Below are 24,007 nucleotides of genomic sequence, written 5' to 3' on the forward strand. Positions count from 1 at the left end.
TGTAGCAGGCTAGGCGTCTGAAAGCAGTGCCTTCAGACTGTCAAGCGTATCCGCCTCGGCGGATGGCTTGTCCCAGCGCAGCCTCGAAATGCGCGGGAAGCGCATGGCGACGCCGGACTTGTGCCGGCTCGACCGGTTGAGCCCCTCGAAGGCGATCTCCAGCACCAGCCCCGTCTCGCGGTTCGCCCGTACCGAGCGCACCGGTCCGAAGCGGTCGATTGTGTTGTCGCGCACATATTTGTCGATCTGCCGCAACTCCTCGTCGGTGAAGCCGAAATAGGCCTTGCCGACAGGGACCAGTTGTAGCCCGTCTTCGCCCTCGTCCCAGACACCGAAGGTGAAGTCCGAATAGAGGCTCGACCGCTTGCCGTGACCGCGCTGCGCATACATCAGCACGGCATCAACGGTATAGGGATCGCGCTTCCACTTGAACCACGGCCCCTTCGGTCGTCCCGCGACATAGGCCGAGTCCTTGTGTTTCAGCATCACACCCTCGATCACCGGATGCGGTGGCGCAAGCCTCTGCCGGTCGAGATCGCTTACATCGGCATAGGAGACCTGGGGCGACAGGTCGAAGCGGCTCCGGTCGAGCCCGTCGACGAAAGCTTCCAGCAGTTTGCGTCGTTCATCGAAAGGTAACTGACGGGTATCCTTGCCGTCGAGCATCAGCAGGTCATAGAGCCGCACGAAAGCCGGATACTGCTTGATAAGCTTGTCGGGAACCGTCTTCCGGTTCAGCCGCTGCTGCAGGTCGGAAAAGGTGCCGACATGCTCGCCCGGCACGCCTACCAGCAATTCCCCGTCCAGCACCGCTTCGAAATCGATAGCGCCGAGCAGGTCCGGAAACGTGCCGGAGATGTCGTCACCGGTGCGGGTGTAGAGCCGCTGGACGCCGGCTTCCGACGAGACCTGAACGCGGATGCCGTCCCATTTCCACTCCGCGCGGTAATCGTCCGTGGTGATGCGTTCATAGTCGCCTGCCTCCAGCGGATTGGCGAGCATGACCGGGCGGTAAAGCGCCGCCGCGGCACTGACCGGCTTCGCCTCCCGGCCTTCGAGCCACGCGAAAAGCTCAAGGTAGGGCGGTTCCAGCCCGTGCCATAGCTCCTCGATTTCGGTAACGTCGACACTTCCCATATTGGCAAGCGCCTGTTTTGCGAGCCGCGCCGAGACACCGATGCGCATGCCGCCTGTCATGAGCTTGATCAGCGCATAACGGCCCGATGTATCGAGCGCGTCCATGAAGCCCACGAACTTTGCCGGTGCGGCGTTCCGTGATGTCGACTGGAGTGCTTCCACGACCTCGGCGAGTTTTGGCTCAGCCCGGTCATCTACGCCCGCATCGTCCGGCCATATCAGCGACACCGTCTCGGCCAGATCGCCGACATAATCATACGAGTAGCCGAACAGCACCTCGTCTATCCGCTCCATCGCCAGCCCGCGAATAACCGCCGGTTTGATACCGACGATATCGAGCCCGCCCGTCAGCGCCGCCAGCGCGTAACCGCGATCGGGATCCGGAGTGGAGGAGAAGTAATCCGCCATAAGCGTCAGCTTGCCGTTGCGTGACGGCGTGAGGACCAGGCGATCGAGCAGTTCGGAAAAGGCGCGCATCACTCGTTCTCGTCTTCATAGCCGACGAGGTGCAGCGGCTTGGCCCGGATCTGGTTGAGCTCGCACCAGCGCACCAGCGCTTCCTCGCGGCCATGGGTGACCCAAACCTCAGAGGCGCCCGTCTCCCGGATCGTCTGCGTAAGTTCCGGCCAGTCGGAATGGTCGGAGAGAATGAGCGGCAATTCCACGCCACGCTGCTTTGCCCGCTGGCGGATTCGCATCCAGCCCGAGGCGAAACATGAAATCGGATCAGCGAACCGCCGTGCCCAGCGATCAGCAAAGGCCGATGGTGGACCTATGACGATCGAGCCTGCGAAGTCATCCCGCCCACCCCGATCGACAGTCGCCGGTTCGAGCGGACCAAGATCGATACCGAGTCCTTGGTAGTAGTCGCAAAGTTTCTGAAGCGCGCCATGAATGTAGATCGGCTTGTCGTACCCGTTATCTCGCAACAGCCCGATCACCCGCTGCGCCTTGCCCAACGCATAGGCGCCGACGATATGAGTGCGCTCCGGAAACTGATCTACCGAATGCAGAAGCCGGCCGATCTCCTCGGCATCCGGCGGATGCGTGAAGACCGGCAGCCCGAATGTCGCTTCGGTAACGAAAACATCGCAAGGAACCACCTGGAAGGTGGCACAGGTCGGATCGGAGCGTCGCTTGTAGTCGCCTGATACGACGATCCTCAGCCCCTTGTGCTCGACGGCAATCTGCGCCGAGCCCAGCACATGCCCGGCCGGATGGAAGGAAACCCGGACTCCGTTGATGTCGACCGTCTCGCCATAGCCGATCGCCTGTCTTTCGCCGGTGAAATCCGAGCCGTAGCGGATCGCCATGATGTCGAGCGTTTCGGTCGTTGCAAGCACCTTCGCGTGTCCGGACCGCGCATGGTCCGAATGTCCATGCGTGATCGCGGCGCGCCCGACGGGACGAACCGGATCGATATGGAAATCACCGGGCGGGCAATAGAGACCCGCGGGAGTCGGGATCAGCAGTTCCGAAGGGCGGATCATGCTTTTGAAGATAGGGGCGTATTGAAGCTTTGCAAGCTGCCTCAACTTGCGGAAATGGCGGGTCCGGATGGGCCACAAAAAACGGCTCGAGGTCCGTTTCGGCGACCGCCTCGATCCTGTCCGGCGACCAGCGCGGATTGCAGTCCTTGTCGATCACCGCCGCGCGCACGCCCTCATAGAAATCCGGTAGATCGAGAATAGCCGCCGAACCGGCGAATTCCCGGTTGATGCACTCCTCCAGGCTGGCACTCGCCCTCCCCAGCCGCAACATCCTCACTGTGATCTTCAGCGAGGTTGGCGACCGCGCCAGCTGCCGCTCCCTGGTCTTCGCGGCGAACTCGCCCGGTTCGCGATCCAGGGCGGCAAGGATGTCCTCGATGGTGTCGAAGTCAAAGGCGCGGTCGATAACATCCACGTGCTCAGCCAGCGTAGGCGTTCCTGGATCGGTCGCGAACCTCAGCATAACCTCATCGACCTCCTCTCTCCCTGAATCGGAAGAAAGTGCCGCGAGAACGCCGCGAAGCTCCGGTAACCGATCGCTGGCAACGCAGAAATCAGCAAGCCCCGCAAGGATCGCATCCGCCGCGCCGATGATCTCGCCGGTCAGTCCGAGATAGGTGCCCAGCTCCCCGGCTTTCCGCGTCAGAAGCCAGGTTGCGCCGACATCGGGAAAGAAGCCGATCCCCGTTTCGGGCATTGCGAGCTTCAAACGCTCGGTCACGATCCGATGGCTACCATGGGCCGAGACCCCCACGCCGCCGCCCATCACGATCCCGTCCATGAAAGCGACATAGGGCTTCGAAAGGTGCGGAATGCGCGCATTCATGCGGTACTCTGCCCACCAGAACCGCAAACCTTGTCCGTCCGCGGCCTTGCCGCTCTCGTGCACCATGCGGATGTCGCCGCCGGCGCAAAGCCCCCTCTCCCCCGCCCCGGTGATCAGGATCGCCGCGATAGCCGGATCAGCTTCGAAATCATCGAAGGCGGCGTCCATGATATGCACCATTTCCAGGTTCAGGCTGTTGAGCGCCCTCGGTCGGTTGAGCGTGATGATGCCCAGAGAACCTTCCTTCGTGACGACAACAGGCGCTTCGTCCATGATCTTTCTCCGTGATGCTTGATGCGGATTGAAGCGTATGGGGCACCTCGTTCAAGCGCCACTTTCGTCGATTGATCAGACGATGTCGTAGGGCATCGCCCGGCGCACCGTGTGGTCGACCACAAGCTTCCGCTTGATCGGCGGCACAGCGCGGCTCGCGCATTTCGTCCGCTCGCAGATCCGGCAGGAAATGCCGATCGGGTCATAACCGGCGCGGTTGCCAAGATCGAGGTCATCGGCGTAGACGAAGGCATCGGCGTAGGAAATCTCGCAACCAAAGGCGAGCGCGTAACTGGGATGTGTCGTCCGGAAACCGCCTGCACCCTTGTTCACCTGCGTCGCAAGACAAAGGTACCGCACCCCATCCGGCGTCTCGGCCATCTGCCTGATGATCCGCCCCGGTGTCTCGAAGGCCTGGTGCACGTTCCAGAGCGGACAGGCGGCACCAAAGCGCGCGAACTGCAACTTGGCGGCGCTGTGGCGCTTGGTGATGTTGCCGGCGCGATCCACACGGGCGAAGAAGATCGGTACACCCTTCAGTCCCGGGCGTTGCAGGGTCGAAAGGCGATGACAGACCTGCTCCAGCGAAGCGCCGAAGCGGGCGCCAAGCAGTTCCACGTCGTGCCGCAACTCGCGCGCAGTGGCCAGGAACAGCCGATAGGGCAGGATCAACGCGCCGGCGAAATAATTGTGCAGGCCGATGCGACAGATTTCCTGCGCCTCCTCGGTGCGAAAAGCGGCTTGCCGCAGCACTGCGGCGATACCGTCGGCGGCCGCAAGTTGGGCGATGACCAGCGCCAGTTGGAAGTCGCGGGTCGCGGCTGGCGCATAGCGGTTGAGGGTCAGTACCTTCGTCTTGGGATCGAACCGCCTCAGCGTCTCGTCCGCCGCCTCGCCGCGCGCGACCCGGACGCCATGCTCCCTTTCGAGATAGGACACCAGCACCGCATGATTGTCGCCACCGCCGATCGAAATCCGTCCGGCAAGCGCCTCCGCCGCCATGTCGATCTCGTGGATATAGTTGTCGACGAAATGGAAGAAGTCCCGCACTTCCTCATAGGGCGTCGGCTCGACCGGCGCCACGCCCCCCAGCCGGTCGTCGAAGCTGGCAATCTGCTCGCTGGCGCGGCGATAGGCCTGGTGGCTGGCGATGAGCGCATGGGCGAAGCCCGGCGCGTTCTGCGTGACGAGCTTCAACTCCTGCAAGCTCGGCGAATAGGTTTCGTAAAGCGGATCGGAAAGCGCCTCGCTCAGCGCCGAAAGAAGCCGATCGTCCTGGCCGCTGGAGAGCGCGGTGATGTCGATCCCGAACTTCTCCGCCAGAGCGAGAAGCACGGCCGCCGAGACCGGCCGCTGGTTGTTCTCGATCTGATTGAGATAACTGGTCGAAATGCCGATCATATCGGCGAACTGCCCCTGCGTGGCGCCGTTCGTCTGGCGGATTTCCCGCACCTTGCGACCGATGAAGAGCTTGCCGACAGCCATTTTGCAATTTCGCAATTTACACTTCGCAAATTTATAATTCCGCAGTTGCACCTGTTCAATCATTTTCTTTGCCAACAGGGCCGGATATCTGCAGAAATCGAGAGGGTAAAACCTCTTTGGAAAGGCTTTTGGGATGTCGGGAGGAAACATGCGCGCCGTACTCGATCAGCTTGCCGCCCGTCGGGCCGAGGCCCATCTGGGTGGCGGCCAGCGCCGCATCGACGCGCAACACGCCAAGGGCAAATTGACGGCGCGCGAACGCATCGACGTTCTGCTCGATGAGGGCAGCTTCGAAGAATACGACATGTACGTCACTCACCGCTGCGTCGATTTCGGCATGGGAGACCAGAAAGTGCCGGGCGATGGCGTGGTCACCGGCTGGGGCACGATCAACGGCCGTCAGGTCTATGTCTTCTCCCAGGATTTCACCGTGCTCGGCGGCTCGCTGTCGGAAACCCATGCCCAGAAGATTTGCAAGATCATGGACATGGCGATGAAGGTGGGCGCCCCCGTGATCGGTCTCAACGATTCAGGTGGCGCTCGTATTCAAGAGGGTGTGGCCTCGCTGGCCGGCTATGCCGACGTCTTCAAGCGCAATGTCGACGCCTCGGGCGTCATCCCGCAGATCTCCGTCATCATGGGCCCCTGCGCCGGTGGTGCCGTTTACTCGCCCGCCATGACCGACTTCATCTTCATGGTCCGCGACAGCTCCTACATGTTCGTCACTGGCCCGGACGTCGTAAAGACCGTCACCAACGAGATCGTCACGGCGGAAGAGCTCGGCGGCGCCTCGACCCATACGAAAAAATCCTCCGTCGCTGATGGCGCCTACGAGAACGATATCGAAGCCTTGGAACAGGTCCGCCTGCTCTTCGACTTCCTGCCGCTGAACAACCGCGAAAAGCCGCCAGTCCGCCCATTCCACGACGATCCCGCCCGGGTCGAAAACCGTCTCGATACGCTAATCCCCGACTCGTCGAACAAGCCGTACGACATGAAGGAACTTGTCCTTGCGCTGGCCGACGAGGGTGATTTCTTCGAGATTCAGGAAGCTTTCGCCCGCAACATCATCACCGGCTACATCCGCATCGAGGGCCAGACCGTCGGCGTGGTCGCCAACCAGCCGATGGTGCTCGCCGGCTGCCTGGACATCGATAGCTCACGCAAGGCGGCCCGCTTCGTCCGCTTCTGTGATGCCTTCAACATTCCGATCCTCACGCTGGTCGACGTGCCGGGCTTCCTGCCTGGCACCGCCCAGGAATATGGCGGGGTCATCAAGCACGGCGCCAAGCTCCTCTTCGCCTACAGCCAGGCGACCGTGCCGATGGTCACGCTGATCACCCGCAAGGCCTATGGCGGCGCTTATGACGTTATGGCCTCCAAACATATTGGCGCCGACATCAACTATGCCTGGCCAACCGCCGAAATCGCTGTGATGGGCGCCAAGGGGGCAGCCGAAATCCTTTACCGCTCGGAACTCTCCGACCCCGAGAAGATCGCGGCGAGAACAAATGAATACGAAGTCAACTTCGCCAACCCGTTCAAGGCCGCCGAACGCGGCTTCATCGACGAGGTGATCATGCCGCACTCGTCACGTCGGCGAATCGCGCGGGCCTTTGCCAGCCTGCGCAACAAGCAGGTCGGCACGCACTGGAAGAAACACGATACCATACCGCTCTAGAGGCGGAGCGGAAACGACGGCTGAATAATTTTGAGTTGACGGATAAAAGGGAGGTCGGATCGAACTATTGCAGCGACAGCCACCTATATGGGGTACGTCACGCAATTTCGTGGACCGAGAAAGGACCGATTTCCATGAGCGACTCGAAATTTCCGCCCGAGAAGAACCTGCCCGCCGGCTACGTGCCGCCGAAAGTCTGGACCTGGGAGCCCGGCAACGGCGGGGCCTTCGCCAGCATCAACCGCCCCACCGCCGGTGCCCAGACCGAGAAGGAGCGCCCGGTTGGCAAGCATCCGCTGCAGCTCTACTCGCTGGCAACGCCGAATGGCCAGAAGGTAACGATCCTGCTTGAGGAACTGCTTGCCGCCGGCCATTCCGGCGCTGAATATGATGCCTGGCTGATCAACATCGGTAAGGGCGACCAGTTCGGGTCCGGCTTCGTCGAGGTCAACCCCAATTCCAAGATCCCGGCCCTGATGGACCACGCGCCCAAGGATGGCGGCAAGCCGATCCGCCTGTTCGAGTCCGCCTCAATCATGACCTATCTGGCCGAAAAGTTCGGCGCCTTCCTGCCGACGGATCTGCGCGCCCGCGCCGAGACCTTCAACTGGCTGTTCTGGCAGATGGGCTCCGCCCCTTTCCTCGGCGGCGGTTTCGGGCACTTCTATTCATACGCGCCGATGAAGATCCAGTACGCCATCGACCGCTATGCGATGGAGGTAAAGCGCCAGCTCGACGTGCTGGACCGTCATCTGGCCGACAACGAGTTCATGGCCGGCAGCGAGTATACTATCGCCGACATGGCAATCTGGCCGTGGTACGGCCGCATCGCCTTGCATGGCGCCTATGACGATGCCGGCACGTTCCTGTCCGTCGATGACTACAAGAACGTTCAGCGCTGGACCAAGCAGATCGCCGCCCGTCCCGCTGTCAAGCGCGGCGTCATGGTCAACAAGACCTCGGGCGACCCGTCCGAACAACTGCACGAACGCCACGACGCCTCCGACTTCGATACGAAGACGCAGGACAAGATCGGCAAGGCGTAAGGAGAACGCGGATGGCGAACCTGCCCGACATGACCAAACATCGCGGATTTCCGGGAGGCATGCCGGGCACCGGCGTCCAGTTCACCATCCGCCGCGCCAATCCCAGGGGTGTCACGCCCCTGAAAGCCCTGCCGCGCAAGGCGCGGCCGGGCACCAAGGAACACCGCATCGACGCCGCCTTCCTTCATGCGCTCTGGCATCACTTCGGATCGGAGCCGTTTGAGCGCGGCAACCTGGATGCAGCTCGACTGAGCCTGCTGTTCGGCCGCGAGGTGGTCCCCGCAGACAAGGATTTCGACCCGCTGTCATACGAGGCGATGCTTGTCATCGACGAGAAGGTCGCCCGGCAGAACTTCCCCGAATCCTTCGACGACGTGTTCGAGGTCTGACGGATGGCGAAGGAACCACTCATGCCGAAACACCAGGGCTTTCCACTCGGCCTGCCAGGCACGCAATGGCAATACACCCTGCGTCGTGCAAACCCGAAGGTCACCCCGCTCAGCAACTGGCCGCGCCACCGCACGATGGACCAGACGGTGGCCCTTGCCGACATTGGCTTCGTCCAGGCGCTCTGGCAGGCTTTCGGCACCGAACCCTTCGAGCGCGGCAATCTCGACGGCGAACGTCTGTGCCGTCTCTTCGGCCGGGAGGTGGTCGCCGCCGAACGCGGCTTCGATCCACAATCCTACTTCGCCAAGCTGAAGATCAACGAGCCGCTCGCCCGCAAGAATTTTCCCGAAGCCTTCGGCGAGGTGAAGGACGAGCAGAGCGTGTCCAAGGGCTTGAAGAGGAAGATCAGGGAATAGCGGGGAAGATGGACGGGGAAATGCGATGCTCGATCGTCTCTATGGCAACTGGGTCTATGGTGGAGCGCTGTCCGCCGTGCTGCTCCTTGCCCTCTGCCCCCTGTTCCTGTCCGGCTGGTCGGTTGCGATGATCGCAGTCTTCCTGCAGCTTCCGATCTACATGATCCATCAATATGAGGAGCATGATGACGGGCGCTTCGGGCGCTTCATCAATGCTGAGATCGGTGGAGGCAAAACCGTCCTCTCCGACGTTGCGATTTTTGTGATCAACGTTCCGGGCGTATGGGGCGTCAATGCTCTGTCGATCTGGCTGGCTACTTTGTTTGGCGTGGGTTTCGGTTTAATCGGCGTATATCTGACGCTGGTCAACGCCCTTGTGCATATCGGCCCTACGATCCGGATGAGGAGATCCAATCCGGGCCTGATCACTGCCGTCCTGCTTTTCCTGCCGGTCGGCCTCTGGGCCCTGATGGTTGTGGCCGCCGAGCCGGGTGTCAGCCTCGGCCACCACGCCCTTGGCATCGCCAGCGCCGTGCTCATCCATCTGGCCATCGTGGCCTTTGTCTTCAGCAACCGTCGTCGTCACAACGGGGGAACAGTCGTTCGATGATCCAGAAAATCCTTATCGCCAACCGCGGCGAAATCGCCTGCCGCGTGATCAAGACCGCGAAGAAGCTCGGCATCAAGACGGTCGCCGTCTATTCAGACGCCGACCGCAATGCGCTGCATGTCGAGATGGCTGACGAGGCGGTTCACATCGGCCCGGCTCCGTCCAACCAGTCCTATATCGTCATCGACAAGATCCTCGAAGCGATCAGGCAAACAGGCGCCGATGCCGTTCATCCCGGCTATGGCTTCCTCTCGGAGAATGCCGCCTTTGCCGAAGCGCTGGAAAAGGCGGGCGTGACCTTCATCGGCCCGCCGGTGAATGCGATACAGGCCATGGGCGACAAGATCACCTCGAAGAAGCTCGCAGCCGAAGCCGGCGTCTCGACGGTGCCCGGCCATATGGGCCTGATTGCCGATGCCGACGAGGCAGTGACGATTTCCGACCAGATCGGCTATCCCGTGATGATCAAGGCGTCCGCCGGCGGCGGCGGCAAGGGCATGCGCATTGCCTGGAATGCCGATGAGGCGCGCGAAGGTTTCCAGTCGTCGAAGAACGAGGCGAAGAATTCCTTCGGTGACGACCGCATCTTCATCGAAAAATTCGTCACCGAACCGCGCCATATCGAAATCCAGGTGCTCGGCGACAAGCACGGAAACACGCTCTATCTCGGCGAGCGCGAATGCTCGATCCAGCGGCGAAACCAGAAGGTCATCGAAGAGGCCCCCTCGCCCTTCCTCGATCCTGCCACCCGCAAGGCGATGGGCGAGCAGGCTGTCGCGCTCGCCAAGGCTGTCGGGTACCACTCGGCCGGCACGGTGGAATTCATCGTCGATGGCAGGCAAAACAAGTTCTACTTCCTCGAGATGAACACGCGCCTGCAGGTCGAGCATCCCGTGACCGAGCTCATCACCGGGCTTGATCTCGTCGAGCAGATGATCCGCATCGCCGCCGGCGAGAAGCTGAGCTTCGGCCAGGACGACGTGAAACTCAACGGCTGGGCGATCGAAAGCCGGCTCTATGCCGAAGACCCCTACCGCAACTTCCTGCCGTCGATCGGCCGCCTCACCCGCTATCGCCCGCCGGCAGAGGGCACGACCGCCGCAGGCACCGTTATTCGCAACGACACGGGCGTTTTCGAAGGCGGCGAGATCTCGATGTACTACGACCCGATGATCGCAAAGCTCTGCACCTGGGCGCCTGATCGCCTTGCAGCCATAGACGCGATGAGCGAGGCGCTGGACAGCTTTGAGGTCGAAGGCATCGGCCACAATCTGCCCTTCCTCTCCGCCGTTATGCAGCAAGAGCGTTTCCGCTCCGGCAAGATCACCACGGCCTATATTGCCGAGGAGTTTAAGGACGGTTTTACCGGTGTAACGCCGGATTCGGCCTCGGCGGAAAAGCTCGCCGCTATTGCCGCCGTGATCAACCACCGCCTTCAGGCCCGCGCCATCCAGATCTCGGGCACGATCGGCAACCACGCGCGGAAGCTTGGCGAGGACTGGGTTGTCAATCTCGCCGGTGGCGACCATGCACTGGCTATTACCGAAGGCACCGGCAATACCCGCGTCGTATTCGAGGCCGGCAACGAGCTTGTGATCGCCACCAACTGGCAACCGGGTCAGACACTCGCCCATGTCGACATCGGTGGCGACACACTCTCCGTTAAGGTTGACCTGAAGGGCCCGGCCATCAGGCTGCGCTGGCGTGGCATGGATATGACCGCTCGCGTCCGCTCGCCGCGTGTCGCGGCACTCGCCAAACTGATGCCCGAAAAGCTGCCGCCGGACACCTCCAAGATGCTGCTCTGCCCGATGCCGGGCGTCATCACCGGGGTTGCTGTCAAGGAGGGCGAGACGGTCGAGGCGGGCCAGGCGCTTGCCACGGTCGAGGCAATGAAGATGGAGAACATCCTGAAGGCCGAACGCCGTGGCACCGTGAAGAAAATCGTCGTCAAGCCCGGCCAGAGCCTGGCGGTGGATGAATTGATCATGGAGTTCGAAGGCTAATCGCCAAGTGCAGGAATGGATCGGTTCGCAGTCCATGCGGAGCAGGGAGAAGACCGGATGACCAAGAAAACCATCGCCGACTGGCAGGCGCTTGCCGAGAAGGAATTGAAGCGTCCGGCAGAGAGCCTCGTCTGGGAGACGCCGGAGGGCATTCCGGTAAAACCGCTTTATACGGCAGACGACATCGCCGGCATCAACCATCTCGACAGCCTGCCGGGCTTTGCCCCCTTTGTGCGCGGTCCGCGCGCCACAATGTATGCTGGTCGGCCCTGGACGATCCGGCAATATGCCGGCTTCTCGACGGCGGAGGAGAGCAACGCCTTCTACCGCAAGGCGCTTGCCGCCGGCCAGCAGGGCGTCTCCGTCGCCTTCGATCTCGCCACCCATCGCGGCTATGACTCGGATCATCCCCGCGTCGAGGGCGATGTCGGCAAGGCGGGTGTGGCGATCGATAGCGTCGAGGACATGAAGATCCTGTTCGACGGCATTCCGTTGCAGGATATCTCGGTGTCGATGACGATGAACGGTGCCGTCATCCCGATCCTGGCGAACTTCATTGTTACGGGTGAGGAACAAGGTGTCTCGCGCGACAAGCTGTCCGGCACCATCCAGAACGACATCCTCAAGGAGTTCATGGTCCGCAACACCTATATCTATCCGCCCGAGCCCTCGATGCGGATCATCGCCGACATCATCGAATACACGACGAAGGAGATGCCGAAGTTCAACTCGATTTCGATCTCCGGCTATCACATGCAGGAGGCAGGCGCGACGCTGGTGCAGGAGCTTGCCTTTACGCTGGCCGACGGGCGCGAATATGTCCGCGCGGCTATTGCCAAAGGGCTCAATGTCGACGACTTCGCCGGCCGGCTATCGTTCTTCTTCGCGATCGGCATGAACTTCTTCATGGAGGCCGCCAAGCTGCGCGCCGCCCGACTGCTCTGGACCCGCATCATGCAGGAATTCGAGCCGAAGAAGGCGTCGTCCCTGATGCTGCGCACCCACTGCCAGACTTCGGGCGTGTCGCTTGCCGAACAGGACCCATATAACAACATCATCCGCACGGCTTTCGAGGCGATGTCGGCAGCCCTTGGCGGCACCCAGTCGCTGCACACCAATTCCTTCGACGAGGCGATCGCCCTGCCGACGGAATTTTCCGCCCGCATCGCCCGCAACACCCAGCTGATCCTGCAGAATGAGACCGGCGTGACCAAGGTCGTCGATCCGCTCGCCGGCTCCTACTATGTCGAGAGCCTGACCAACGAACTCGCGGAAAAAGCCTGGGCGCTGATCGAGGAGGTCGAAAGCCTGGGAGGCATGACCAAGGCTGTCGATGACGGCCTGCCGAAGCGCCTGATCGAGGAAGCGGCCACCCGCCGCCAGGCCGCCATTGATCGCGGCGAGGAAGTGATCGTCGGTGTCAACAAGTTCCGCCTGGAAAACGAGGCGCCGATCGACATCCTCGAAATCGACAACACTGCCGTCCGCCTGTCGCAGATCAAGCGTATCGAGCAGACGCGCCGCCAGCGCGATCCACAGCGGGTGGAGGCGACACTCGCACGCCTCACCGAAATCGCCCGCAGCGGAAAGGGCAATCTGCTCGAAGCCGCGGTCGAGGCCGCCCGTGCCCGCGCCACCGTAGGCGAAATCTCGGATGCCATGCGTGCCGTCTTTGGCGACCATGCCGCAACACCTGAGGTCGTGCATGATATCTACGGCAAGGCCTATGAAGGCGATCCGGAAATGGAGACGCTGACCAATCGTCTGAAGGAGTACGGCAAGGCCGCTTCCAAGCCGCGCATCCTGATCGCCAAGCTCGGCCAGGACGGCCATGACCGGGGCGCCAAGGTCATCGCTTCCGCCTTCGGCGATATCGGCTTCGAGGTCGTCGCGGGCCCTCTCTTCCAGACTCCGGAGGAAGCTGCCGATCTCGCCATCGCCCACAAGGTCCAGGTCGTCGGGATGTCTTCCCTTGCCGCTGGCCATAAGACGCTGGCCCCGCAACTGGTTGAAGCGCTGAAAGCCAAAGGTGCGAACGACGTCATCGTGGTCGTCGGCGGCGTCATCCCCCGCCAGGACTACGATTTCCTGCTGGAGCACGGTGTCTCCGCTGTCTTCGGTCCGGGCACCAATGTCATGGATGCCGCACGCTCGGTGCTTGACCTCCTGGAGGGGCGGCTCCGAAACAGTTGACGCGGGGCGCCGGGAGGGAGACGGATGCTGCAATACGACTACATCGTCATCGGGGCCGGCTCGGCGGGCTGCGTGCTGGCCAACCGTCTGTCCGCCGATCCAAGACATCGCGTCCTGCTCCTCGAAGCCGGCGGAAGCGACAACTACCACTGGATCCACATCCCTGTCGGTTATCTCTACTGTATCAACAATCCCCGCACCGATTGGTGTTTCCAGACCGAGAAGGAAGAGGGGCTGAACGGTCGCGCGCTCAGCTATCCGCGCGGCAAGGTTCTCGGCGGCTGTTCCTCGATCAACGGCATGATCTACATGCGCGGACAGGCCCGCGATTACGACCTCTGGCGCCAGATGGGATGTGAAGGCTGGGGCTGGGACGACGTGCTGCCGCTGTTCCGCAAGTCGGAGGACTTCCACAAGGGCGCCGACGAGATGCATGGCGCGGGCGGCGAATGGCGCGTGGAAAAAGCCCGCGTTCGCTGGGCCGTACTCGACGCCTTCCAGCAGGCGGCGGAAGAAGCTGGCATCCCGCGAACAAGCGATTTCAATCGAGGTGACAACGAGGGCTCAGGCTATTTCGAAGTCAACCAGCGCTCCGGCATCCGCTGGAATACCGCAAAGGCCTTCCTTCGCCCGGCCGTCAAGCGGGGAAACCTGAACGTCCTCACGAAGGCGCATGTCATGCGCCTGATCGTTGAGGACGTTGTGGTGACAGGCGTCGAGGTTCAGCACGACGGGATGGCAAAACGCTTTTTCTCGCGCCGGGAAGTCGTCCTGTCTGCCGGAGCTATCGGCTCGCCTCAGATCCTCGAACTGTCCGGCATCGGTCGCGGCGACGTCTTGCAAAACGCGGGTGTGGAGGTGATCAAGGAGCGACCATCCGTCGGCGAAAATCTTCAAGACCACCTGCAACTGCGCCTCGCCTTTAAAGTAACCGGCGTTCCTACACTGAACGAAAAGGCTTCGCGGCTGCTCGGCAAAGCAGCCATTGGACTGGAATATGCGCTACGTCGCTCGGGACCTATGGCGATGGCTCCGAGCCAGCTCGGCATTTTCACCCGTTCCGGTCCCGACAAGGAGACGCCCGATCTGGAATTCCATGTCCAACCCGTCTCGCTGGAAAAGTTCGGCGAACCGGTCCACGCCTTCCCGGCGATCACCGCAAGCGTCTGCAATCTGCGGCCGGAGAGCCGCGGCCACGTCCACATCAAATCGGCGGATTTTGCGTCACAGCCCGCGATCACACCGTGCTATCTTTCAACGGAAGGCGATCGCGAGGTCGCCGTTCGGTCGATCCGCATCGCTCGCAATATCGCAGAACAGCCGTCTTTCGCCCGCTTTTTCCCGGAAGAGTTCAAACCAGGCCTCGCCTTTCAGTCGGATGAGGAGTTACGGACGGCCGCAGGAAACATCGGCACCACCATCTTCCACCCCGTCGGCACCTGCCGCATGGGCGCCGATCCCGACAGCGTTGTCGATCCGCGTTTGCGGCTAAGGGGATTGCGCGGGCTGCGCATTGCCGATGCTTCGATCATGCCGACGATCACCTCCGGCAACACCAATTCTCCGACGATCATGATCGCCGAGAAGGCGGCCGAGATGATCCTCGCCGACAATCGTTGAGGGAACCCATTCGGCATCCGGCGTGTTGAGTGCGAGATCCAGTCTCTCGGAGAATCCCATGGCGCCGCGCGTCTTCTGGAAAGGCTACCTCAAGCTCTCGCTTGTGACGTGTAGGGTGACGATGACACCCGCCGTTACCGAATCCCGCAAGATCCGCTTCCACAACGTCAATCGACGCACCGGCAACCGTGTGCAGAGCGACTACATCGATGCGGCGACCGGCAAGCCGGTGGATGACGATGACCAGCGCCGCGGTTATGAATATGAGGACGGCAAGTTCGTGCTCTTCACCGACGACGAACTGGCGGAGGTGGCGCTGGAGAGCACCCGCACGATCGATATCGCGAAATTCGTTGACATCGACTCGATCGACTGGATCTGGTTTGACAGCCCTCATTACCTCGCCCCGGCCGACAAGGTCAGCCAGGAGGCTTTTTCGGTTATTCGGGAAGCGATGTCGAAAACCGGTACCGGCGCGATTTCCCGCATCGTGCTTTACAGACGGGAGCACCCCGTGCTGATCCTGCCACGTGATCGCGGCATGATCGCCTGGACACTGCGCTATGGCGACGAAGTTCGCGCGGTAGACCAGGTTGACGCTCCGGCCTTTGGAAAAAGGCCCGCCCCAAAGATGCTTGGCATGATGACCGATCTCATCGAAAGCCAGCGCCAGACGTGGTCGCCGGACCTCGTGAAGGACCCGGTGGAGAAGAAGCTCCGTTCGATCATCAACGCACGCAAGAAGTCCGGAAAAGCCAAGTCGGAACCGGCGAAGAAGCCGGAGACGGGTCCGCGCGGGGACAATGTCATCGACATCATGAGCGCTCTGAAACGCAGCCTGGAAAGCGAAAAGAAGGGCAGCAAAGCCAAACGCTGATCAGCCTCCCGACTTTGTAGCCTTTGCTTTCGTCTCCGACGTGATTGGCGCGGCCGCAGCGCGAAAATCGGCCCACGGATCGTTTTCCAGGGCATCCAGGCGCGCAGGCAGATTGTCGACCGTGAAGTGCGCCGGCCCGATATCGGGCGTCAGTTCGTCCCACGCAAGCGGCGTCGATACCGGCGCGCCCGGCCGCGCTCGCGTAGAGTAAGGCGCAACGGCCGTCGACCCGCGACCATTGCGCAGATAGTCGATCAGGATCCGCCCGTTCCGCTTCGCCTTGCTGACCGTCGAGACGTAACGTTCCGGATCATCCCTCGCCATGGCGTCGGCCAGCGCCTTCATCGCCGCCTTGACGGTCGCCCAGCGCGCTTTCCGCTCGAGCGGCGCAACCACATGCAAGCCTTTGCCGCCAGAGGTTTTCAGAAACCCCGTAAGTCCGATACGTTCGAAACGCTCGCGCACCTCGATCGCGGCGTCGATCACGGCCTGCCAGGCAACGCCGGGACCGGGATCGAGGTCCATGATCACCATGTCGGGGCTTTCGATCGCACTGAAGGTCGAACCCCAGGGATGGATCTCCAGCGCCGCGCCCTGAACAAGGGCGATCAGGCCGTCGAGATCGCGGATTCCGATATAGTCCTCGCCGTTCTTGTCTTTGGGATCCTTGAATCGCAGAATCTCCTTGCGCATTCCACGCCAGGAATGCTTCTGGAAGAAGGATTGCCCCTCTATACCCTCCGGACAACGCAACAATGCCAGCGGGCGATCGACGATAAAGGGAGCAATGCGGGGCCAGACCAGTTCGTAGTGGCTCGCAAGCCCTTCTTTGGTGACACCCGCATCCGGCCAATAGATGCGTTCGGGATGGGTAAGCTGAACCGTGCGCTTCGGCATCTCGGTTTTTCCCGACACGGGTTTCTCCCTTACGACGGCTTTTGCCGGCTTGTCTTCTCGAAGGCCGCGGAAGGAAGCATGGCGCAGATGCTGGTCCGCCGTCCAGCCGCGAAACTCCACCTCGGCGATGCACTCGGGCGAGACGAACTGCACATCCCGGCGTTCGAGGCCCGTCAGCCGGCTGGCGAATGGGCTCTTGTCTTGGCGGAGCGGCTGCAGGTGTTCGAAAACATCGCGGGCAGCAGCCTGGGAATAACCTGTTCCGACACGACCGACATGGCGGAGTTTGCCGTCCTTTTCGAACACGCCCATCACGAGCGATCCGATTGCCGAAGGGTCGACGGAAGACGGGACATAACCACCGATCACCAGTTCCTGGCGCGCGCTGCACTTGGATTTGACCCAGTCGTTTCCTCTTCCCGATTTATAGAGTCCGCCTGTACGTTTGGAGATGATCCCCTCAAGGCTCAGCCGGCAGGCGTGTTGAAGCACCATCTTGCCGCTTTCCTCGAACTCCTCGCTGTAGCGAAGGGGGGCGGAGACCCTGCCCAAAAGCGCACGAAGACGTTCCTTCCGCTTCACGAGTTCGACCCTTCGCAGATCGAAACCATCAAGGTAGAGAAGATCGAAGGCATAAAAGGAAAAGCGGTCAAAGCGCCCTTCGGACAGGTCTTTCTGCAACAGGGAAAAATCGCTGACGCCGGAACCGTTTTCGACAACGACTTCCCCATCGATCAGAGCTTCCTCCACACTAAGCTCGGCAAAAGCGGAGACGAGATCCCTGCCGAAGCGGTCGGTCCAGTCGAGCCCGCCACGCGTCAGGAAACGGACGTCGCCGCGCTCGATACGGACCTGCAGCCGATAGCCATCAAGCTTGATCTCGTGCAGCCAGCCCGGACCCGTGGGTGCGGATTTGACGAGTTTCGCGAGCTGAGGTTCGATGAAATCAGGAAGCAACCCGCGCGTGTTGCCGGGAAGGGCCGACTTTGCCTTCATCCTGGAGCCTGCCGCCTTGGCCTTTGTGGGTCCTTTGCCCTTGCCTTTTTCTTGCGTTTTCTTGCCGCCAGCCAAATCGTCGATGCTGCGATCGCTGACGACGGATAGCGGCAACTCCTCAAGAATATCCGGATCGTCCTCCTGCCGGGCAAATTCGTCATCAGACTTGATCAGCAGCCAGTTCTCCCGGCTCTCCTCCCGCGTCTGCATCCGCACCAGGTGCCAGCGACCCTTGAGCTTTTCTCCGTCGAGGGTGAATTCTATATGGCCTTTCTTCAGCGCCTTGCGAATGTCCCCCTCGGGCCACCAAGTGCCGCGGTCCCAGACGATAACCTCGCCCGCGCCATAATGACCTGCGGGAATCGTGCCTTCAAAGCCGCCATAGTCGAGAGGGTGGTCTTCCACATGGACGGCAAGGCGCTTTTCCGCCGGAACCAGGCTTGGTCCCTTCGTGACCGCCCAGCTTTTAAGGACGCCGTCCACTTCCAGACGGAAATCATAATGCAGGCGTCGCGCAGCATGTTTCTGGATCACGAAGCTGCGTCCCTTCGACGGGCCCGTTTTTCCCTGTGGTTCCGGCGTCGCCTTGAAGTCCCGCTTGCGATTGTAGGTAGCAAGAGACATCAGCCAGCCTTTCTCCTGCTTCCGCTATCGCTTGCAGCGGCCTTCTTTCGGCTCTTGTTTTTTCCGCCTTCTCCTGCGCTTTGCCTAAGCGCATCCATAAGGTCGGTGACATTGGAGGCAGCGCGGCGCGGCAGCTTCTTCGGCTTGCGGCCTTCGATTTTCGCCTTCACCAGTTCGGCAAGCGCGTCGTCGTAACGGTCCTCGAAGTCGGCGGGATTGAATGCGCCCTGCTTGGTGCTGATGATATGCCGCGCGAGATCCAGCATCTCGCGAGAGATCCGGATATCCGGGACGGATTTCAGTGCCTCGTCAGCGCTCCGCACCTCGTAATCATATTGCAGGGTGGTGGCGATCATGCCATCCGCCGTCGGCCTGATGAAAAGGTTTCGCAAGCGCCGGAAAAGGACCGTCCTCGCCAGGGCGCCAACCTTTTTCTTTTCCATGCCACGACGGATCAGCTCGAAAGCCTCGGCGGAGTCCTCATCGGAAGCCACGAGAAAATAGGGACGCTCGAAGAAAACAGGATCGATCTCGTCGAAACCAAGAAAGCCCTGCACATCGAGCGCCTTGTCGCTTTTCGGAACGAGCGATGTGATCTCCTCCGGTTCGAGAATGACAGTCTTGCCGTTCGACGTCTCGTAGCCTTTGACGATCTCGTCGCGCTCAACCTCGCGGCCCGTGTCGCTGTCGACCATCCGCCGGCTGACCCTGTTGCCGGTCTTCCGGTTGATGATGTGAAAGGAAACCCGTTCAGCGGAAGACGTCGCTGCATAGAGCGCGACCCCGCAGCTCAGCTCATCGACCGACAACTCGCCTTTCCACAACGCACGATAGGCCATGTCCAGCTCCACCTTGATGGGCGGTGAATGCGGCACGGCGATTATTGTTCCTGCCTGCCCCTTCAGTTGAGATCGCGCAGCAGACGCCCATGGCGACGAACCTCGGTCAGCACCTCGCCGAACCGTTCGATACCCTTTGCCTGCATCATCGACTTGAGCTTGATGAAGGCGTCCGCGGTGGCGATCGTATCGCCAAGTGCAGTGTGCCGGTCCTCGTCGGCGATCGTGATCCCCAGCCGCTGCGACAGGGCGTCGAGACTGTGAGTCTCGCTCTGTCCGAAGACGACAGCCGAGAGCAGAACCGTATCCAGGATCGGATTGGCGAAGTGAATGCCAACTTCGCGCTCGCGGCGCCGCAGGAACTCCATGTCGAACGGCGCATTATGCGCCACCAGCACCGATCCCTCGGCAAACTTGTGAAAGCGCTCGATCACCTCACGCACCGGTGGCGCATCGGCGACCATGGCGTCAGAGACTCCGTGCACGGCTGTTGACGCCGCCGGGATTGGACGGCCGGGATTGACCAGCGTGTCGAACACCTCACCCTGCACCCTTTTGCCATTGACGACGCGCACGGCGGCGATCTGCACGATCTCGTCACCCTGTTCTGGCAGCAGGCCGGTCGTCTCGGTATCGAACACGACATAGGTGAGGTCGTCGAGGCGCGCCTCGCTGATACGATCATATTGCAGTCGGGACAGCAGGTCGAAGTCATAGACGACGAAGCGGTCGTTACCGTGCCGGGACACCTCGCGCCGCTCCGCCTCCGGCAGGCGCAGGACAACGCACTCGTCGGGAGGCACCTGACCGCGAAACAGGGATGCCCCGTGACCGGCCACGACAGCAAGACCCGTCAGGCCGCCGCCAGTCCCGTCCAGCGGCTCCGCCAACCATTCGCCCAGGCGTTCGTCGGATATCCGCCCGCCGCGCCAGGACAGGCGAAGCTGCGCGCCCTTTTCCTCCGGTACGAAAGTCAGGAAAAGATCCTGTGCCGAGCATTCCCGCACCACGCGCTCCGTCACGTGCCGGATCAGCGCCACCATATCGAAGCTGTTGCAGCGAACGGCATAGGCACCCCAGGGCCCGCCAAATTCAGGCGCCATCTCTGCCAGACTGGAGCGAAGATCACGGCTGATCAACGCGGCGTCGATCAGCGTCATCGGCCATGTATCGGAACGACAGATTGCATATCGATCTTCAAGGTCCGCAGCCTTGGACAGCAAATCCGCGAAACCGGGCGATCCTGCATCGCTTGCGCTCGCCTTCAATGTTGGCAGGAACTGCTCGAACACTTCGGCGAGCAGCGCATCCCGGCGGGCATAGGACGACAGTTCTGCCGACACGTCGCGCAGTGTCATCACATAGGCGCCCGGATCGTCTCCCGCATCCCCGACGAGCCGCATGCGGGCGGCAAGCCTGCGGTGGCCGGAGGGTGTTGTGCAGAGAAGCTCCATCGCCGACCGGTGGCCGGTTTCCAGGAGCCGGTGATGCGCCTGGCGAATCGTGCTGTCATCGAGATAGTCGAACAGGCTCTTGTCGAGGCAGACGGGCCGCTTCTCGTCCGACAGAAGTTGCACGGCCGCGCTGTTGTAGAACACCAGATGATGCCGCCCGGTGCAGAGCAGAACGCCGGGAGGAACATCGGCGAGCAGATCCTCCAGCTTGCCCTTGTCGGCGGATAGGCGGGCGGTTTCGCGGGCGACCGACTCCGTTAAGGCACTCCTTGTTCGCGTCAGGGTCACGGCAGCGGCAGAGGCAGCCGTTGCGAGTTCACCAAGATAGCGCGCCGACTCCGGGTTAAGGTCTTCGGCCACATCGGCATGCGTGCGGGCCAGAATGGCGCCCGCCAATCCCTGCATGGGCCGCGCCAGATGCGTGTCGAACAGATACCAAACCCAGGTGATCAGCCCCACCATGGCGAATGCAGCCGCCACACCACCCTGGATGAAGGCGTTCAGCATCTCGGGGGCACCCTGGCGGTGATAGCCGAACCAAAGTCCCACGGCGAGCGCCACCACCGACCCCGCCGCCAGCGCGGCGAAGAATAGCAGGATACGCACCCGCAGGCTCAGCTTCTTGAGTACCGCCTCCTCCAAGGTCTCCTCCCTAGCTTCCTTGAAACAGCATACAGCAGACGCGGCATCTCGGTTTGATCAGGATCAGGAGCCACCTGACAGCATCAGCTGCAGGCCGCGCGCAACACGGGATCATCCGCAGGCAGATCCGTCCATGTCGCCCCGCTGATTGCTCCGTTTTCCTCGACCTTGACATCCGAGGTCAAAAGATCGGCGCGACGGTTCGCCTTGCAGTCGAACAGCACCTTTACCCGCGCCACGCGCTGCCAACGCGATGCCAGGATGACATCCACCAGAACCTGATCGGGAAGATTGGCATTGCGCTGGATGGTGCGCTTGTCGACCGCGGTAAATCGGTTGATCACCGGCTTGTAGTAGGACCATGGTCGCCACGGTGCGGTTGTCTCGTTTTTCCATGCGATCACCACCTCAGGCGGCGAGCCTGCGATCATACGTCCATACCAGCTGTATTCGCTCCACACCGTATAGGTCAGCATGGCAAGGCCTGCGCAGGCCGGCACGATCCATTTCGGCAAGCGCCCCTTGCTCATCCACAGCAGACCGGAAGCAATACCACCCGCGGCGAAGGCGGACACGATCGCCGCGATAAACTCGTAGAACATGATGAAACCTCAAACGGGAGCACTGCGTCCGTGGCCGAGTGCCGATTGCATTGTCCGGACGACAACGAAGGCATCGCGCAGATGCGATCGTTCGAAGTCACCGAAATCATAGGGGGCGAGGAAGTTGTCTGGCTTGCGTCCCGCGCGAATTTCGGCCGCCTGATTGCGAAGCCGCATTTCGGCAATCAGATCATAGGCGGCAACGAGATCCTTTGCACCGGCGCCGGAGATCACGCCTGCCTCTTCGGCCGCAAGCAATCGTGCTCGAGTATTCACCGGCGCCAGCCTGCCCTGCAGCGCATACACACGCCCGAGGTCGACCACCGGAACAACACCATTATGCTTCATGTCGATCTGGTTGCGATGCTCGCCGCTACGCACGGTGGCAAACCCTCGCAGGAGACCAAGCGGCGGGGCATGCTTGAGAGAGTTTGCGATCATGTGCGCAACGAAAAGCTCGTTCTTGCTGGCATGTTCCAGCGTTTCCCCCTGCAATTCGTCGAACAATGCCCGCGTCCCGCTGATCGGACGGAGGTCAAACATCACGCTTGCCAGCATCTGCGCCATCGGATCGGGCCTGCTGATCCAGCCGGAGAAGTATTCCCGCCACACCCGCACCGGCTGGCACCAGCGCTCGTTCGTCGCCATCATGTCACCTGGGCAGAAATAGTAGCCGCAGGCATCGAGGTTGTGGCTGACGAAACGGGCGAGCTTTCTGTACCACTCACGATCGGAGTCCCGGACCTCATCCGAAATGAAGATGCAATTGTCCTGGTCACTGACGCCGGTCTGCTCCTGACGCCCCTGGCTGCCGCAGGCCAACCAGACATAGGACACCGGTGGCGGCCCGAGCTCACGCTCGGCCATCACGATCAGCCGGCGCGTCACGGCGTCGGCGATGTCAGTGATATGCCGGGTCACCACCTCGTGTGCGCTGTTGCCGCCGACGAGTTGCACCAGCAATTGAGGGATGCGGCCGGTGATTTCCCGCATCTCTTCGACCGTTTGAGCCGTGGCGATCTCGTGCACAAGCCGCGCAGAGGACACAGCCTGGAACCGTGTCAGATCTGTCTGCGTCACCATCCCTTCGAGCCGCTGCCCGGAGAGGACGGGTAGATGGCCGACCTTGTGCTCCAGCATCAGGTGCAGCACGTCAGAGCCGAGGGCGTCGGGGGGAAGACCGCTGACGTCGCGGGTCATCACGCTCCGGACCGCGGTCTTCGAGACGTCCAGCCCCTCAGCGACCACACGCGTCGCAAGGTCGCGAACGGTAAGCATGCCGACGAACGCTCCGTCCTCGATCACACCGAGGCTGGAAACCCGGCAGTCGCGCATGATTTCGGCTGCCAGTTTGACCGTATCGGAAGGCGCGCATGTGATCGGCGGCTTCGACATCAGGTCGGCCACCTTCAGCGTATTCAGATCGCTGCGCCGCGTATCGTTTGTCCGGCCGCGGGTAAAGAAGCGCTGGTAGGCCGGATGGTCGGCCATCAGGCGCTTGAACTCGGACGTCGGCAGAAGAAGTGCCGTGGTGTCCGTCCGTGCCGTCGCGCTGGTCACCGCCAGGCCGTCGCGCAGCAGACCACGTTCGCCGAGTGAATTGCGCGGCGAAAGTTGCGAGACGACCGTCCCGGTCGCATCCCGCACTTCGACCGAGCCTTCCATTATCAGGAAGAGCCCCGGCAATGGTTCGCCATGCGTATAGATATCGGCGCCGGCGTTGAAACGAAGACTGGAAAAGCGGCTCGCGACGAGAGCAAGCTCGTCACCCGGAATGGTGTCGTAGGGATGGACAGTCTCGAGAAAACGGACGATGTCGGTTGTGCTCAGTCCCATGGGCCCCTCATGCGATCGCTACGCGACCGTCCCCGCCGGAGGGAAAAGACAAGGGCGGCTTTCGCCG

General features: G+C 61.7%; 18 protein-coding genes. 9 read left to right on the forward strand and 9 right to left on the reverse strand.

Annotated elements, in window-relative coordinates:
* Nucleotides 1-9 precede the first annotated feature (9 nt).
* The 4 genes from J5J09_RS20700 to J5J09_RS20715 all read right to left on the reverse strand — a co-directional run bounded on the left by J5J09_RS20700 (nucleotide 10) and on the right by J5J09_RS20715 (nucleotide 5,211).
* The gene (locus J5J09_RS20700) at nucleotides 10-1,614 is read right to left on the reverse strand and encodes a cisplatin damage response ATP-dependent DNA ligase (RefSeq protein WP_208554121.1); all 1,605 of its coding nucleotides are present in this window, start codon (nucleotides 1,612-1,614) and stop codon (nucleotides 10-12) included.
* Nucleotides 1,614-2,624, reverse strand: coding sequence for a ligase-associated DNA damage response exonuclease (locus tag J5J09_RS20705; protein ID WP_208554463.1), 1,011 nt, complete (start codon nucleotides 2,622-2,624; stop codon nucleotides 1,614-1,616). The genes J5J09_RS20700 and J5J09_RS20705 overlap by 1 nt, the downstream gene beginning before the upstream one ends.
* Nucleotides 2,566-3,726, reverse strand: coding sequence for an enoyl-CoA hydratase/isomerase family protein (locus tag J5J09_RS20710; protein WP_208554122.1), 1,161 nt, complete (start codon nucleotides 3,724-3,726; stop codon nucleotides 2,566-2,568). The genes J5J09_RS20705 and J5J09_RS20710 overlap by 59 nt, the downstream gene beginning before the upstream one ends.
* Nucleotides 3,727-3,801: 75 nt before the next feature.
* Complete coding sequence (locus tag J5J09_RS20715) at nucleotides 3,802-5,211, reverse strand: XRE family transcriptional regulator (RefSeq protein ID WP_208554123.1); 1,410 nt, start codon at nucleotides 5,209-5,211, stop codon at nucleotides 3,802-3,804.
* 148 nt (nucleotides 5,212-5,359) lie between these two features.
* Here J5J09_RS20715 and J5J09_RS20720 point away from each other — a divergent pair, with 148 nt between their 5' ends.
* The 9 genes from J5J09_RS20720 (at nucleotide 5,360) to J5J09_RS20760 (ending at nucleotide 16,050) form a co-directional block, all read left to right on the forward strand.
* The gene (locus J5J09_RS20720) at nucleotides 5,360-6,892 is read left to right on the forward strand and encodes an acyl-CoA carboxylase subunit beta (RefSeq protein ID WP_208554124.1); all 1,533 of its coding nucleotides are present in this window, start codon (nucleotides 5,360-5,362) and stop codon (nucleotides 6,890-6,892) included.
* Between the two features lie 134 nt (nucleotides 6,893-7,026).
* Nucleotides 7,027-7,938, forward strand: a complete 912-nt coding sequence (yghU, locus tag J5J09_RS20725) for a glutathione-dependent disulfide-bond oxidoreductase (protein ID WP_208554125.1) — start codon at nucleotides 7,027-7,029, stop codon at nucleotides 7,936-7,938.
* Between the two features lie 11 nt (nucleotides 7,939-7,949).
* On the forward strand, nucleotides 7,950-8,327 hold the full coding sequence (locus tag J5J09_RS20730; RefSeq protein WP_208554126.1) for a hypothetical protein: 378 nt from the start codon (nucleotides 7,950-7,952) through the stop codon (nucleotides 8,325-8,327).
* A 3-nt stretch (nucleotides 8,328-8,330) separates the two neighbouring features.
* Nucleotides 8,331-8,744: a hypothetical protein gene (locus J5J09_RS20735; RefSeq protein WP_208554127.1), complete on the forward strand. Its 414-nt coding sequence runs from the start codon at nucleotides 8,331-8,333 to the stop codon at nucleotides 8,742-8,744.
* A gap of 25 nt (nucleotides 8,745-8,769) precedes the next feature.
* Nucleotides 8,770-9,354: an HXXEE domain-containing protein gene (locus J5J09_RS20740; RefSeq protein ID WP_208554128.1), complete on the forward strand. Its 585-nt coding sequence runs from the start codon at nucleotides 8,770-8,772 to the stop codon at nucleotides 9,352-9,354.
* Complete coding sequence (locus J5J09_RS20745; protein ID WP_208554129.1) at nucleotides 9,351-11,360, forward strand: acetyl/propionyl/methylcrotonyl-CoA carboxylase subunit alpha; 2,010 nt, start codon at nucleotides 9,351-9,353, stop codon at nucleotides 11,358-11,360. Before J5J09_RS20740 ends, J5J09_RS20745 begins: the two co-directional genes overlap by 4 nt.
* Nucleotides 11,361-11,417: 57 nt before the next feature.
* Nucleotides 11,418-13,553, forward strand: coding sequence for a methylmalonyl-CoA mutase (gene scpA / locus J5J09_RS20750; RefSeq protein ID WP_208554130.1), 2,136 nt, complete (start codon nucleotides 11,418-11,420; stop codon nucleotides 13,551-13,553).
* A 24-nt stretch (nucleotides 13,554-13,577) separates the two neighbouring features.
* Nucleotides 13,578-15,173, forward strand: a complete 1,596-nt coding sequence (locus tag J5J09_RS20755) for a GMC family oxidoreductase N-terminal domain-containing protein (RefSeq protein WP_208554131.1) — start codon at nucleotides 13,578-13,580, stop codon at nucleotides 15,171-15,173.
* A 58-nt stretch (nucleotides 15,174-15,231) separates the two neighbouring features.
* Complete coding sequence (locus tag J5J09_RS20760; RefSeq protein ID WP_208554132.1) at nucleotides 15,232-16,050, forward strand: Ku protein; 819 nt, start codon at nucleotides 15,232-15,234, stop codon at nucleotides 16,048-16,050.
* Here the strand turns inward: J5J09_RS20760 and ligD are convergent, their stop codons facing one another.
* From ligD to J5J09_RS20785, 5 genes are all read right to left on the reverse strand, one after another.
* A complete protein-coding gene (ligD, locus tag J5J09_RS20765) occupies nucleotides 16,051-18,567 on the reverse strand; it encodes a DNA ligase D (protein ID WP_208554133.1) in 2,517 nt (838 codons plus the stop codon).
* The gene (locus J5J09_RS20770) at nucleotides 18,567-19,406 is read right to left on the reverse strand and encodes a Ku protein (RefSeq protein WP_208554134.1); all 840 of its coding nucleotides are present in this window, start codon (nucleotides 19,404-19,406) and stop codon (nucleotides 18,567-18,569) included. Before J5J09_RS20770 ends, ligD begins: the two co-directional genes overlap by 1 nt.
* 62 nt (nucleotides 19,407-19,468) lie before the next feature.
* Nucleotides 19,469-21,502 carry an exonuclease domain-containing protein gene (locus J5J09_RS20775; RefSeq protein ID WP_208554135.1) on the reverse strand — a complete coding sequence of 678 codons (2,034 nt, stop codon included), beginning with the start codon at nucleotides 21,500-21,502 and terminating at the stop codon, nucleotides 19,469-19,471.
* Between the two features lie 83 nt (nucleotides 21,503-21,585).
* On the reverse strand, nucleotides 21,586-22,104 hold the full coding sequence (locus J5J09_RS20780) for a hypothetical protein (protein WP_208554136.1): 519 nt from the start codon (nucleotides 22,102-22,104) through the stop codon (nucleotides 21,586-21,588).
* Nucleotides 22,105-22,113: 9 nt separating this feature from the next.
* Entirely contained in the window at nucleotides 22,114-23,940 is a 1,827-nt protein-coding gene (locus J5J09_RS20785; RefSeq protein ID WP_208554137.1) for a DUF294 nucleotidyltransferase-like domain-containing protein, read from the reverse strand.
* Nucleotides 23,941-24,007: the final 67 nt, after the last annotated feature.

The organism is Ciceribacter sp. L1K22 (genome assembly GCF_017599385.1).
Classification (GTDB): domain Bacteria; phylum Pseudomonadota; class Alphaproteobacteria; order Rhizobiales; family Rhizobiaceae; genus Allorhizobium.